The following is a 13,013-nucleotide window of genomic DNA, read 5'->3' as shown; positions in this document are numbered from 1 at the left end:
CGTGCCGGCTTCAATAGAGCGTCGTCAGGATAAAACCTGCGCTGCAAGGGCAGGCATATCAGCTTATTCAAATATAATCGTGCTGATCATTGTTTAACAATCCTAATATCAGGTGTTTTCCTGCCAGTTATGTCCCTTTTGAAGCGAAATATGGTGAATTTCCGTCCGCTGCGTAGCATCGGCGTCTGTCTCGGCTGCCTGATGTTGAGTCTGGCGTTTGCAGACACTGCCTTGGCATCTCCTGAAGTTGCGGTAAATGGTGTTAAAAGCGTAAGTGAGAATCTCCCGGCCCGGCCTCGCATCGGCCTGGTGCTGTCCGGCGGCGGCGCGCGCGGCTACGCCCATCTGGGCGTGCTGCAGGCTTTGGAGCAAATGCATATCCCGATTGATTATGTCGCCGCCACCAGCATGGGCGCGGTGGTGGGCGGGCTGTATGCCAGCGGGCTGTCGGTGGATGAGCTGGACCACATCCTGTCCGGCGCCAACCTCAGCGATATCGCTTTTGACCGCAACGAACGGGCCGAGCTGCCGCAGTCGCAGCGTGAAGACGATTATCAATACCCTATCGGTCTGTCCGCCGGTTACGGCGATGGCAAGCTGAAGCTGCCGGCCGGCCTTGTGCAAGGGAATAACCTGCTGGCGCTGTTGCAAAACTGGATGCCGCAATTGCCCGCCGATATTTCGTTTGACAAGCTGCCGACCCCGTTCCGCGCGGTAGCGACCGATCTCGGCAGCGGCGAGGAAGTGATCCTTGACCACGGCTCCTTGCCGCGCGCGATTCGCGCCAGCATGGCGGTGCCAGGCCTGTTTGCACCGCTCAAGCTGGATGGGCGGACTCTGGTGGATGGCGGCCTGGTGCGCAATTTGCCGGTGGATCAGGCGCGCGCCATGGGCGCCGACATTATCATTGCCGTCAATATCGCCGCAGACCTGCAAGATCCGACTACGCTGGAATCGCCCACTGCAGTGGCACAGCAAATGGTCACCATTCTGATTCGCCAAAACGTCAAGCGGCAAATCGATTCGCTCAAGAAGGGCGACGTATTGATTGAGCCGGATATGGGTGATCTGGGCTTCGCGGATTTTTCGCGCGGGAATGATGGCGTCAAGGCTGGCTACGATGCCGCTGAACGGCAGCGCGCCAAACTGGCGCCGCTGGCTTTGCCGCCGCAGCAATGGAAAGCTTATCTCGCCGCCCGCGGCGGTGGGCCGGTGCTGGCCCAGGATACGCGCATCGACGCCATCGAGATTAATAGCAAGGGGCGGGTGCCTGCAGCGGTCGTGCGGCGCTCGCTGAATGTCAAGGAAGGCGATTTCTACAATCCGATCGCGCTCAATAGAGATATGGCGAGCTTGTCGACCAACGGCGATTTCAAAAGCGTGACGCAAGAGCTGGTGACAGAAAATGGCCGCAACGTGCTGAAGATCGATGCGGATGAAAAATCCTGGGGACCTAACTTTCTACTCTTTGGCCTGGGTGTTTCCAACAGTTTCAATGGCCGCGGCGATTTCAATTTGCAGGTAGGGCATCGGCTGCCCTGGATTACCGACAGTGGCCTGGAATGGCGCAATGATCTCGTGCTGGGCAGCAAGCAAGCCAGCCTGCATACCGAATTACGGCAGCCGATATGGAACACGGTAGGATTGTATCTGGCGCCTTACGCCGAGTACGGGCGCCGGCATATCGACCTGTTTTCGGACGAAGGTACGGTAACCTCAGGTACCGTGCCAGTGACGGCTTATAGGGTGGACACTACCAAGGTGGGGGTTGATCTTGGCATGCCGATCGGCCGCTTGGGAGAGTTACGCACGGGTGTCTATTATCAGTGGCTGGAGGCAAAACCCACCTACAACTTGCCGGACGAACTCACCCAACTCATACCGGGTCTGAAGTTCGACAGCTTCCGCGTAAAGCAGCCGGTGGTGCGCACGCAACTTACTATGGATCAGCTCGACGATCCGCTGTTTCCACGCAAGGGCTACTATCTTTCCGCAGTCAGTAACGTTGCTTTTGGCGGCGCCGGCAACAGTTACAGCGATGCGCAGGCCAAGGCGCTGTGGGCCGTCAGCCGCGGCGGCAACACCCTCAATCTGGCATTGGAAGCGGCCGGTACTTACGGTAACGAACAGAACGGCGCCGGCGCCAATGGCGGGCTGGGATTTACGCTGGGCGGATTCCAGCATTTATCGGCCTACGCGCCTGACCAATTTTCCGGCAACTACCTATTGTATGGGCGTCTGACCTATTTGCGCGACATGCCCGGATTGGATTTGCCTGGCTTGCGCAGTACTGTGCTGGGAACCAGCCTGGAGGTCGGCGACGTCTGGCAAACCAAGGATGCGTTTGCCTCCGGTCCGTTCAAGAAGAGCGCTAGTATGTTTTTAGGTGGAAACAGCTTCCTCGGCCCTCTGTATTTTGGTGCGGCGATTGCGCCGCGCGGCGTGTGGAACCTGTATCTGCAGCTGGGACGGGTTTTCTAGGGGCTTGGCTCAACCTTGTCCGCGCCGCGCATGCGCCGCGCCGGCGCCGGCGGATAGCCGAAGAATTCCAGCACGCCGTTGCTGACCTGGTCGCGATCGTTGTCGACGCAAATCATGTGATAGCTGTTTTCAAGGATCACCACGGAGGTGTCCGGCAAGGTCGCCTGCAGGAATTCGGCGGATTTCAGGCTGGTCAGTTCGTCTTCGCGGGCATGCACCACCAGCGTCGGGCAGGAAATCCTGTGAGCGCCGGCCAGTACCTGGCGGCGCAAGCGGTCGACTTGTCGAATACAGGCCAGTGGCACCCAGCGGTAGTGAAAATTATCGCCGCGAGCGAATTTGGCCTTGACGATCGCCCGCACTGTGGCGTTCTTGATGCCGAACGGTTCGTCTTCTTCCACCTTCATCCGGCCCGGCATGCCGGGAATCCAGTACACCACATGCCGTAACGCGCGGTACCAAGGCGTCGACCAGCCATCGATAAATACCGGCGGCGCCAGCGTCACCAGCTTGCCCTTGGCGTGCTGCACGCGCTCGCACAAGGCCAGCGCCAGCAAGGAACCCAGGCACATGCCGAGTACATGGAAAGTATCGTACTGCGGCGCCAGTTCATGATAGGCGGCGGTGACCGCGTCCAGCCAGTCCTCGGTGCGCACATTGACCAAGTCCTCCGGCCGGCCGCCATGGCCTGGCAAGGTAACGGCGTGGGTTTCCACTCCGGCACGTTGCAATACCTTGTGCATGGAGCCGAGATCGAATTGGGTGCCGCCCAGGCCGTGAATCAGCAGGGCGCCGGTACGAACACTCATAGGGCGCCAGGCCCCAAGTCCGGTTGTCGTTCATTTTCTCGGATATGCAAACGCCAGGCGCCGGCCACCATCGCCACCGATTCGTCGGCGTCGAGCAGCACCGCGCTCATATCGGTCATGGTCGTCACGTGCCCGACTGGCAGCAGCAAGCGGAAACACAAGTCCGGCCGGGCGTCGTCATCGACATCGTCTAGCCAGCGGCTGCGCAATTGCAGGCGGTCGTCGGGGTGGACATGCGCCAACACCTGGTCGAGCTCGCTGAAAGCCATTGCCGGCACGCCCAGCAATCCTTGCAGATCGCCGTTCCAGCACAATTTTTTGCTGTGCGGGTCGACGCTGTAGACCAGTTGACGGCTGACGGTCAGGGCCAGCTCGACATCGCTTTTCCATTGCGCGGCATCTTCGTGCAATTGCTCGCGGGTGGTCTTGAGGGCGCTGATCAGCAGGCTGAGCAGGGCGGCGACGGCCAGGTAGAGCTGGGCTTCCAGCAGGGAATGCCTGGAATAGGTGTCGGCAAAAGCGGCAAACGGGCCTTCGCCTTGCACTGTGTTCAACAGTGCAAAGAAAGCCAGCATGGCGACCGCCAGCGAGCCGCCGCGGCCACCCCATAGCAAGGTCACCACTGCGACGAAAAACAAGGGTACGTAGGTCAATGCAAAATTGACCCCGGCAGAGAAATTACTCAGGCTGTGACCATCGAAAATCAGATAGGCGGTAACGCCGAGGGCAAGGAACGCCGCCAGTCCCAGCAAAAAATCGGTGCGGTCCATGCCACCCGAGCGCATTGCATGGAAACGCGACCATCCCGCCAGCACCGGCGTGACGATCAGGATGCCGACCAGGTCGGATGCGGCCCAGACCCGTGCAGTCGGCCAGAACGGCACGTCTTTCACGAACAGGAACCAGGCCGCGCCGATGGCGGCGCTGACGGTGCTGCAAGCAACGCCTGCAATCAGCAGGCCGCGCACGAAATACAAGCCTTCCATCGGCAATTGCGTCATCCGCACCAGCGCCACGGCGATCGCGGCGACGCCGATTTCATCGAGGGCAAACAAGGTGAGTGGTAATAAATGGCGATGTTCACTCCAGCCCAGCAGTAGTTGCGCCAGCACGAAACCGATGATCAGCGGCAGCCAGCGCGCAGTCCGGGTCAGCATGAAGGCCGCCACCGTCACGCCGGCCGGCAGCCAGATATAGCCGGTTGCTGCAATCGGCCCGTTGAGCTGATGCGAGATGTAGCCCATGACCAGGTAAAGCAAGCCCCAAAGCAGCGCAACGACGGATTGGTTGGTCAGTTTCACTATAAATGTCCTTATCGGGTTTGCGGCTTCTACACCTTGCGCGCTGAAGACGGCGCTTGAAGTGCTGCACATTATAGGATGAATCCGAAAATTATTTGACTGTCAACGCCGATCTCCAGACTGGCAAGCAGCTGTCAACCTTGCCAGTTACGCCGCCACCGGCCTGGGTCGCACAATCGGCTTGCTTGCCTGGCGCAGCAACCATCCTGTCATTCCAACTTATCCAGGAGAACCAATGAAACGACTATCTTCCGGCCTGGCGGTCTTGCTGGTGCTGGCGGCGCCGCTGACGGCTCAGGCGCACGGCTATATCGACTCTCCGCAATCACGTGCCTTCATGTGCAAGACGCAGGCGAATGCCGCTTGCGGCGCGATTCAATATGAACCGCAAAGCGTGGAAGGACCGAAAGGATTTCCCGATGCCGGTCCGGCTGACGGCACGATTGCCGCTGGTGGCCTGGCGCAGTTTGCCGAGTTGAATGTGCAAACGCCCACGCGCTGGAAAAAGGTGGCATTGAAGACCGGCGCCAACGACTTCGACTGGTATTTCACCGCTGGCCACATGACGCAAGACTGGCGTTACTACATCACCCGGCAAGGCTGGAATCCGAGTCGGAAACTGAGCCGGGAATCGTTCGACCCGCAACCGTTTTGCGTTATCGAAGGCGGCTTCGCGCCGGTTAGCAATACCCATGCAAAGCACCGTTGCAGCATCCCGGTCGACCGCAGCGGTTACCACGTCATCCTGAGCACCTGGAATATCGCCGATACCGGCAATGCTTTTTATCAGATCATCGACGCCCAGATCCAGGCGCGAGCGATCGTGAATCCGCAGAAAATCTTGATCAATCCATTCAAGTGACCTGAGGCGCGAGCAGTATCCGGTTCGGTAAAAAATTGTTTAAATGCGCGAAGCAACCCGGTCGTCGTTACAGGCCGGGTTTGTTGCGTCTGACGTAATGGAAACTGATAATATGCAGCGTGTCGGCTGAAGACTGAATAGCTGGCGGAAAGTAAAGCAGGAGGGTGTATTGTTGCTGAGCTCTCCCGGACTTACTGTACTGCAATGCCGGGAGGTCAGGAATCTTGCGGAGACCAGGCCCCGAAAAGGGTCTGGTCTATGGTATATGGTGCCCACGGAGGGACTCGAACCCCCACACCTTGCGGCACATGGACCTGAACCATGCGCGTCTACCAATTCCGCCACGTGGGCTTGAGAGAGCGAAATTATAAGCTAATGCCTGAATAAGTCAACTACCAGATGAAAGAAGATAAAGCAGGGCCGTAAAAACGGAAGATATAAGCTGCGTGGTTAGGAGAATGTCACAATCCTCCGTTACACTAAGCATTGATGAATAACAACCAGTTGAAGAGCCTTTTGAGCCAATATTCCTACACAATTCCCAGCCGGGAGGAAATTCTCGGCCTTCTGCGGACCTCTTCCGAGCCGCAAAACGCCGCCGCTCTGGCAGCCGCACTAAACGTCAAACCTGATGAAATGGAAGGCTTGACGCGCCGCTTGAATGCCATGGAGCGCGACGGACAGATCAAACCTGACCGCGCCGGCATCTACAAGTTGACCAATTCACCCGGGTTTATCGAAGGCCGCGTCAGCAGTCATCGCGACGGTTTCGGTTTCCTGATTTCCGACGAGGGCGGCGACGACGTTTTCCTGCCTGAGAAAGAAATGCAGAAAGTGCTGCATGGCGACCGTGTCCAGGCGCGCATCATTGGCACCGACCGCCGCGGCCGTCCCGAAGGGACGATTGTCGAAGTGGTGTCGCGCGCCAATACCCACGTCATCGGCCGCTTGCTGAACGAAAACGGCGTATGGGTGATTGCCCCTGAAGACAAGCGTATCGGCCAGGACATCATTCTGGCCGGCTCGCCGGGCAAAGCCAAAGCCGGGCAGGTGGTCAGTGTGCAATTGACCGAACAACCCTCGCGCTTCACCCAGCCGGTGGGCAAGATTGTCGAAATCCTCGGCGATATCGACGATCCGGGCATGGAAATCGAAATTGCGGTGCGGAAGTACGGCGTGCCGCATGAATTTTCGGAAGCGGCAAAAAAACTGGCGGCCAAGCTGCCGGGCGAAGTACGTGCCGCCGACCTGGCCGACCGCGTTGATTTGCGCGACGTGCCGCTGGTCACCATCGATGGCGAAGACGCCCGCGACTTCGATGACGCCGTCTATTGCGAACCGGTCAAGATTGGCCGCGCCAACGGTTATCGCCTGATCGTGGCGATCGCCGATGTCAGTCACTACGTCAAACCAAATGACGCGCTGGATGTCGATGCGCTGGAGCGCAGCACCTCCGTATACTTCCCGCGCCGCGTGATTCCGATGCTGCCGGAGAAGTTATCCAACGGTCTCTGCTCGCTGAACCCGGATGTCGACCGTTTGACGCTGGTGTGCGATGCCGTGATCAGCGCCAAGGGCGAAATCAAGGCTTACCAGTTTTATCCGGCGGTGATCCATTCCGCCGCGCGCCTGACCTATACCGAAGTTGCGGCGATCCTGGGCAACACCAAGGGGCCGGAAGCTGCCAAGCGTCCCGGCCTGGTGCCGCATTTGCTGCATCTGTATGAAGTGTTCCACGCGCTGTTGCAAGCGCGTCACACGCGTGGCGCCATCGATTTCGAGACCACCGAGACATACATCGTCTGTAACGCCGCCGGCAAGATCGAAAAAATCCTGCCGCGCACCCGCAACGATGCGCACAAGGTGATTGAGGAATGCATGCTGGCGGCCAACGTCTGCGCTGCCGATCTGATGGAGCGTCACAAACATCCGGGCCTGTTCCGCATCCACGCGCATCCGACCAAGGAAAAGCTGGCGATTCTGCGCACTTTCCTGAAACAGGTCGGCTTGAATCTGGCTGGCGGCGATACGCCCTCGGCGTCGGATTACGCCGAGCTGATGCCGAAGATCAAGGCGCGGCCGGATGCGATCCTGCTGCAAACCATGATGCTGCGCTCGATGCAGCAAGCGGTTTACAGCCCGGAAAATATCGGTCACTTTGGTTTGTCGTATGAATCATATGCGCATTTCACCAGCCCGATCCGCCGTTATCCCGATTTGCTGACCCATCGCACGATCAAGGCCATCCTGCAAGGCAAGCGTTACGAGCCGAAGGGCATGGACACCAGCGCGCTGAACACCATGCTATCGCCGGCCGGCCGCAAGAAGCAAGCGGAAGACAAGGCGGCAGGCAAGAAGAAAAATGAAGGCAGCCTGGCGATCTGGGAGGCCCTCGGTGTGCACTGTTCCGCCAATGAGCGGCGCGCCGATGAGGCCTCGCGCGATGTCGAAGCATGGCTCAAGTGTTACTTCATCCGCGACAAGCTGGGCGAGGAATTCACCGGCGTCATCTCCGGCGTCGCCACTTTCGGTATTTTTGTCCAGCTGGATGCCTTGTATATCGAGGGTCTGGTGCATGTGACCGAACTTGGCGCCGATTATTTCCAGTACGACGAAGCGCGTCACGAATTACGTGGCGAGCGCACCGGTATCCGTTATCAGCTTACCGACCGGGTCACGGTGCAAGTCAGCCGGGTCGATCTGGACGCGCGCAAGATCGATCTGCGCCTGGTCAATGAGCCCGGCATCAAGACCGTGCTCAAGAATGAGGCGCGGCGCGCGGATAATGAGCAAGGCCGTGGCGCCAAGCCTAAGGCAGGTGGCAAGGGCGTGCCGCAGAAAACCGCCAGAATCACGACCGCGGCGAAAACCACGCCTGTCGGCAAAGCCAAAAAAGCCAAGGCTGCCGGTCCTGCAGAAAAAGCGCGGGCGCCGAAAGCCTTCACGAAATCGAGTAAGCGCAAGCGTTGATCAGATTCAGATAATTAGCTTCAAACAGATAGATAGAATATGAAAAGTAAAATGATTTTCGGCTTTCACGCCGTCACCGCACGTTTGCGTCATGAAGCATCGTCGGTGGAAGAGATTTATGTGGATGCCGGCCGCGTCGACCGCCGCATGCAGGATTTGATGCAGGCTGCGAAAGCCGTCGGCGTGCGTGTCATCCCTGTGGATGACCAGCGCTTGTCGAATATCGTCGGCACCCGTCGTCACCAGGGCGTTGTCGCCAAGGCCGGCGAACTGTCGCTGGCGCGTAACCTGGATGAGTTGCTGGACGCGATTGTCGGACCGCCGCTGCTGCTGATCCTCGACGGCATCACCGATCCGCACAACCTCGGCGCTTGCTTGCGGGTAGCCGATGGCGCGGGCGCGCATGCCGTGATTGCCCCGAAAGACCGTGCGGTTGGCCTGAACGCCACTGCCGCCAAAGTGGCGAGCGGCGCAGCGGAAACCGTTCCTTATATCACCGTGACCAACCTGGCGCGCACTTTGCGCGAGCTGAAAGAACGTGAAATCTGGCTGATCGGTACCGACGAAGATGGCGAGAAGGGCTTGTACGAAGCCGACTTTTCCACGCCGGCTGCAATTGTCATGGGCTCCGAAGGCGAAGGCATGCGCCGTCTGACGCGCGAAACCTGCGATATACTGGTCAACGTGCCGATGTTCGGTTCGGTAGAAAGCCTGAACGTCTCGGTGGCTTCCGGCGTTTGCCTGTATGAAGCGCGTCGCCAGCGCATGGTCAAGGGTTGTTGATTTTACTTCCGCATTACCTGTACTGAGTGTTGGTGCGCCATCTGGTGGCGTGCCGACGCCAGGCGCCTCTCGGCCGCTGGTTTCTTGGCCATTCCCAAAATTGCAATAAAAGACGGCTGGCGTAATTTGGAATAACATTACGCCTCCGCATTCATTCGATATCCCTATGTTCAGCCGCATTCGTGAAGACATTGCCAACATCATGGCGCGCGATCCCGCCGCCCGCACCGAGTGGGAAGTGCTGACTTGTTATCCCGGGCTGCACGCCATTATCCTGCACCGCTGGGCGCACCATTGCTGGCACAACGGCTTCAAATGGCCGGGACGTTTCATCTCACAAGTGGCGCGCATGTTTACCGGGATTGAAATCCATCCCGGCGCCACCATCGGCCGCCGGGTTTTCATCGATCACGGCTTCGGCGTGGTGATCGGCGAAACCGCCGAAGTCGGCGACGATTGCACCATCTACCAAGGCGTGACACTGGGTGGTACGTCCCTCAACAAAGGCGCCAAACGCCATCCGACGTTGGCGCGCGGCGCCATCATCGGCGCAGGCGCCAAGGTGCTGGGCGGCTTTACCGTAGGCGAGGGCGCCAAGGTTGGCTCCAACGCGGTCGTGGTCAAGGAAGTGCCGCCCGGCGCGACCGCGGTCGGCAACCCGGCTCGCATCGTCCTGAAAGAAGCAGGCAGCGGCAAGGATGAAGCGGCGGCACGCATGTTCGCCGCCTATGGCGTCACGCCGAATGGCGATGACCCCTTGTCCAAGGCGCTGCATGGCCTGATCGACAACGCCGCTGCCCAAGAACACCAGATCGACCGCATCATCGCGTTGCTGAAAAAATCCGGAGTGGCTTGCGAGAGCTTGCCCGAGTTGGAAAAATTTGATCCGGACCAACTCAACAAGCTGGTTGAGTAGGACCGCATGCCAGGAGAAATGTGAATGAATCAGGATGTGAATACTATGTCGGCAGGCGATGAGCCTGTTGCGGATGCCGCCAAGAAAACCGACGATTTTCTTGACCAGTTTGAAATCCGTGTACTGGCGGTGCTGGCTGAAAAGGAAGCGCTGACGCCGGATAATTATCCTTTGTCCTTGAATACATTGACCAACGGCTGCAATCAGTTGTCGAGCCGCGATCCGGTGATGTCGATCAGCGAGTCGACTGTGCTGGATATCCTGCAGCGCCTGATGCAGCGCAAGCTGGTGGTCGAGGTGAAGCAGGCCGGCGCCCGGGTTTCCAAGTACGAGCATCGGATGCGCGTCAAATGGGTGCTGGAGCAAGACAAGCTGGCGGCACTGACCACCTTGATGCTGCGTGGGATTCAGACAGTCGGCGAATTGCGCAGCCGCAGCGGCCGGCTGCATGACTTCGCCTCGGTGGGAGAAGTCGAAACCGCCTTGCAATTCCTGGTCGATAAATATCCGCCGCTGGTGGCGCGCCTGGCTAAATCGCCCGGGACCAAAGAATCGCGCTACGCCCATCTGCTGGCAGGTGAAGAGATACTGGAACAGCAGGCTATGGCGGATGCGATGTCGGGCAGCGCTTCGGTGGTGCGCAGCGGAAGTCAGGACCGCGTCGCCCAGCTCGAAGATGACGTGGTAAATCTGCGGCGGCAGATGGATGATTTATCAATGCAGTTTGCCGAGTTCAAGCGGCAGTTCGACTGATCGTCAGATATTAGTCAAGCAGCTCCTGGCTATCATGTCCGAAGCGCCGGATTACGCCTTCGGCATCAATCGCGATCCAGCCACCTCGCTGCGCCTTGACGTCGTATTCCCAGTCCGGCAAAACGTAGCGGGTCCTGACGCCGCCATCGATCGAAGTCTGATGGCGCGCCGGCCGATGCGTATGGCCGTGAATCAGCGTATCGGTAGTGGTGGCGTCAAACAAGGCATTTACAGCCTCGGCATTGACGTCCATGATTTCCATCGATTTCTGACGTTGTCCTTCCTGGCTTTCCTTGCGTATGCCAGCGATGATCGTCTTGCGCTGCGCCAGCGGCAACGCCAGGAATTGCGCTTGCCACTGTGGTTGCCGCACTTGCTCCCGAAACGCCATATAGGCCAGGTCGTCGGTGCATTGGGCATCGCCATGCGCGATTGCCAGGCGCCGGCCGGCTACTGTAATCACAGAAGGGTCCGGCAACATGGTCAGGCCGGCTGCTTGCGCAAAACCGTCGCCGACCAGGAAATCACGGTTGCCGGCGATCCAGAAAACGGCGACGCCGGCGGCACCGACTTGCCGGATCGCTTCGGCAATTTCAAGATTGTAGGGTGTCTCCAGGTCATCGTCGCCGGCCCAGTACTCAAACAGGTCCCCCAGCAGATACAGCTGCTGCACTCGCTTTGTCTGGACTTGCAGGAAGTCCAGGAAGGCTTGCGTGGTGCGCGGATGCGCCGCCTGCAAATGCAGGTCGGAGATAAACAGCGCAACGGTAGCGGCTGGCTGGCTGGAGTCTGAAGCTGTCATAAGATTGCTGGGGACCTGTGGTCTTGAACTATTAAGCGACTACTTCGGCTTTTTCGATGATGACGTCGGTTTCCGGCACGTCGGCAAACATGCCGGTACGTGTAGTTTTGACTTTTTCGATGGCGTCGACGATGTCCATGCCTTCAACCACTTTGCCGAATACACAATAGCCCCAGCCGTCCTGGCCTGGATAGTCGAGGAAGCTGTTGTTCTTGACGTTGATGAAGAATTGCGCCGAAGCCGAATGCGGCGCCGAAGTGCGTGCCATGGCCAGGGTGTAAGGCGCGTTCTTGAGGCCGTTCTTGGCTTCATTTTCGACCGGATCGTTGGTCGGCTTTTGCTTCATGCCTGGCTCGAAACCGCCGCCTTGCACCATGAAGCCCGGAATCACGCGGTGAAAAATCGTGCCGTTATAATGGCCGGCGTTAACATAGGCCAGGAAGTTTTCGACGCTCTTGGGCGCTTTTTCAGCCTCCAGTTCGATCTTGATTTTGCCGTGGTTTGTGGTGAGGATGACTGCCATGGTATTTCCTATAAATGGTTGAAAGGGTTGATAGAGAGTTGATCTGAAAATTATTTGGTCACAGTCGCGGATTCGATGATCACCGGCGTGGTAGGCACATCCTGATAGGCGGTTTTCACCTTCTTGATCTTGTCGACCACGTTCATGCCCTTGATTACCTGGCCGAACACCGCGTAGCCCCAACCGTCGCGGCCTGGGTAATTGAGGAATTCATTGTTATTGACATTGATGAAAAACTGCGCGCCGGCCGATTGCGGATCCGCGGTGCGCGCCATGGCGACACTGTAGGGAACGTTCTTGAGGCCGTTCTTGGCTTCGTTCTCAACCTTGTTAGGCGCGGGCTTCTCAATCATGTCCTTGCTCATGCCGCCGCCCTGGATCATGAAGTTGTCGATCACGCGATGGAAGATGGTGCCGTTATAATGGCCGCTGTTGACATAGCTTAAAAAATTCTTGACTGTCTTCGGCGCTTTCTCCGGATTCAGTTCAATGACGATGTCGCCCATGTTTGTTTTTAACAGGACATGCGGCTTGGCGGCGGCGCTGGCAAACACCGGACTGCTCGCCAAAGAGGCAGCTGTTAACGCCGATACAAACGCCAAAGTGAACTTGCGACGGGACAAACCAAGAGGTGCGGTCATAAAAATCCTTCATGTAAGGGCTGCTGTTTTCATGCTTCATGTGGCGCATTTTCGCTTTTCAGTAATGATATACTGCGGCGAAAAGCAACATTTTATCAAACTAAACACTGCAAAAGAGTTTTGACAGCCTTGTTGTATTGGCGTCGCGTACTGAAAGTGCGTGGATGCGTGG

At 58.2% G+C, this 13,013-nt stretch carries 11 protein-coding genes and 1 tRNA gene; 6 read left to right on the top strand and 6 right to left on the bottom strand.

What is annotated here, in order from left to right; genetic code table 11:
- Positions 1-150: 150 nt before the first annotated feature.
- Positions 151-2,481 carry a patatin-like phospholipase family protein gene (locus ABI171_RS01830; protein ID WP_348090908.1) on the top strand — a complete coding sequence of 777 codons (2,331 nt, stop codon included), beginning with the start codon at positions 151-153 and terminating at the stop codon, positions 2,479-2,481.
- Here ABI171_RS01830 and ABI171_RS01825 read toward each other — a convergent pair.
- Together ABI171_RS01825 and ABI171_RS01820 are read right to left on the bottom strand one after the other, a co-directional pair.
- Positions 2,478-3,290 (bottom strand): alpha/beta fold hydrolase, encoded by an 813-nt coding sequence (locus ABI171_RS01825; protein ID WP_348090907.1) that lies wholly within the window; start codon positions 3,288-3,290, stop codon positions 2,478-2,480. The genes ABI171_RS01830 and ABI171_RS01825 overlap by 4 nt on opposite strands.
- Entirely contained in the window at positions 3,287-4,591 is a 1,305-nt protein-coding gene (locus ABI171_RS01820) for an MASE1 domain-containing protein (RefSeq protein ID WP_348090906.1), read from the bottom strand. The genes ABI171_RS01825 and ABI171_RS01820 overlap by 4 nt, the downstream gene beginning before the upstream one ends.
- A gap of 235 nt (positions 4,592-4,826) precedes the next feature.
- On the opposite strand from ABI171_RS01820, the gene ABI171_RS01815 reads away from it, so the two are divergent.
- Complete coding sequence (locus tag ABI171_RS01815) at positions 4,827-5,453, top strand: lytic polysaccharide monooxygenase (protein WP_348090905.1); 627 nt, start codon at positions 4,827-4,829, stop codon at positions 5,451-5,453.
- Between the two features lie 266 nt (positions 5,454-5,719).
- Here the strand turns inward: ABI171_RS01815 and ABI171_RS01810 are convergent.
- Positions 5,720-5,804, bottom strand: a tRNA-Leu gene (locus ABI171_RS01810).
- A gap of 165 nt (positions 5,805-5,969) precedes the next feature.
- Here ABI171_RS01810 and rnr point away from each other — a divergent pair.
- The 4 genes from rnr to ABI171_RS01790 all read left to right on the top strand — a co-directional run bounded on the left by rnr (position 5,970) and on the right by ABI171_RS01790 (position 10,875).
- On the top strand, positions 5,970-8,423 hold the full coding sequence (gene rnr / locus ABI171_RS01805) for a ribonuclease R (RefSeq protein WP_348090904.1): 2,454 nt from the start codon (positions 5,970-5,972) through the stop codon (positions 8,421-8,423).
- Positions 8,424-8,462: 39 nt separating this feature from the next.
- Positions 8,463-9,206: a 23S rRNA (guanosine(2251)-2'-O)-methyltransferase RlmB gene (gene rlmB, locus ABI171_RS01800; RefSeq protein ID WP_348090903.1), complete on the top strand. Its 744-nt coding sequence runs from the start codon at positions 8,463-8,465 to the stop codon at positions 9,204-9,206.
- Between the two features lie 166 nt (positions 9,207-9,372).
- The gene (gene cysE / locus ABI171_RS01795) at positions 9,373-10,122 is read left to right on the top strand and encodes a serine O-acetyltransferase (RefSeq protein ID WP_348090902.1); all 750 of its coding nucleotides are present in this window, start codon (positions 9,373-9,375) and stop codon (positions 10,120-10,122) included.
- A 45-nt stretch (positions 10,123-10,167) separates the two neighbouring features.
- Positions 10,168-10,875 carry a YceH family protein gene (locus tag ABI171_RS01790; protein WP_348090952.1) on the top strand — a complete coding sequence of 236 codons (708 nt, stop codon included), beginning with the start codon at positions 10,168-10,170 and terminating at the stop codon, positions 10,873-10,875.
- A gap of 10 nt (positions 10,876-10,885) precedes the next feature.
- On the opposite strand, the gene ABI171_RS01785 is transcribed toward ABI171_RS01790, so the two are convergent.
- From ABI171_RS01785 to ABI171_RS01775, 3 genes are read right to left on the bottom strand one after another with little or no spacing between them, the layout of a single operon-like run.
- Entirely contained in the window at positions 10,886-11,677 is a 792-nt protein-coding gene (locus tag ABI171_RS01785; RefSeq protein WP_348090901.1) for a UDP-2,3-diacylglucosamine diphosphatase, read from the bottom strand.
- 31 nt (positions 11,678-11,708) lie between these two features.
- Positions 11,709-12,200 carry a peptidylprolyl isomerase gene (locus tag ABI171_RS01780; RefSeq protein WP_348090900.1) on the bottom strand — a complete coding sequence of 164 codons (492 nt, stop codon included), beginning with the start codon at positions 12,198-12,200 and terminating at the stop codon, positions 11,709-11,711.
- Between the two features lie 50 nt (positions 12,201-12,250).
- Entirely contained in the window at positions 12,251-12,841 is a 591-nt protein-coding gene (locus ABI171_RS01775; protein ID WP_348090899.1) for a peptidylprolyl isomerase, read from the bottom strand.
- Between the last annotated feature and the right edge of the window lie 172 nt (positions 12,842-13,013).

This window comes from Collimonas sp., assembly GCF_039923675.1.
Classification (GTDB): domain Bacteria; phylum Pseudomonadota; class Gammaproteobacteria; order Burkholderiales; family Burkholderiaceae_D; genus Collimonas.
Note: the sequence above shows the minus strand (reverse complement) of the source record. Positions and strands in the feature narration are given on the sequence as shown.

Bases quoted from the DNA above. Each gene is read 5' to 3' on its own strand.
- ABI171_RS01830 (WP_348090908.1), top strand. From the start codon at position 151: ATGGTGAATTTCCGTCCGCTGCGTAGCATCGGCGTCTGTCTCGGCTGC.
- ABI171_RS01825 (WP_348090907.1), bottom strand. From the start codon at position 3,290: ATGAGTGTTCGTACCGGCGCCCTGCTGATTCACGGCCTGGGCGGCACC.
- ABI171_RS01815 (WP_348090905.1), top strand. From the start codon at position 4,827: ATGAAACGACTATCTTCCGGCCTGGCGGTCTTGCTGGTGCTGGCGGCG.
- rlmB (WP_348090903.1), top strand. From the start codon at position 8,463: ATGAAAAGTAAAATGATTTTCGGCTTTCACGCCGTCACCGCACGTTTG.
- cysE (WP_348090902.1), top strand. From the start codon at position 9,373: ATGTTCAGCCGCATTCGTGAAGACATTGCCAACATCATGGCGCGCGAT.
- ABI171_RS01790 (WP_348090952.1), top strand. From the start codon at position 10,168: ATGTCGGCAGGCGATGAGCCTGTTGCGGATGCCGCCAAGAAAACCGAC.
- ABI171_RS01785 (WP_348090901.1), bottom strand. From the start codon at position 11,677: ATGACAGCTTCAGACTCCAGCCAGCCAGCCGCTACCGTTGCGCTGTTT.
- ABI171_RS01780 (WP_348090900.1), bottom strand. From the start codon at position 12,200: ATGGCAGTCATCCTCACCACAAACCACGGCAAAATCAAGATCGAACTG.
- ABI171_RS01775 (WP_348090899.1), bottom strand. From the start codon at position 12,841: ATGACCGCACCTCTTGGTTTGTCCCGTCGCAAGTTCACTTTGGCGTTT.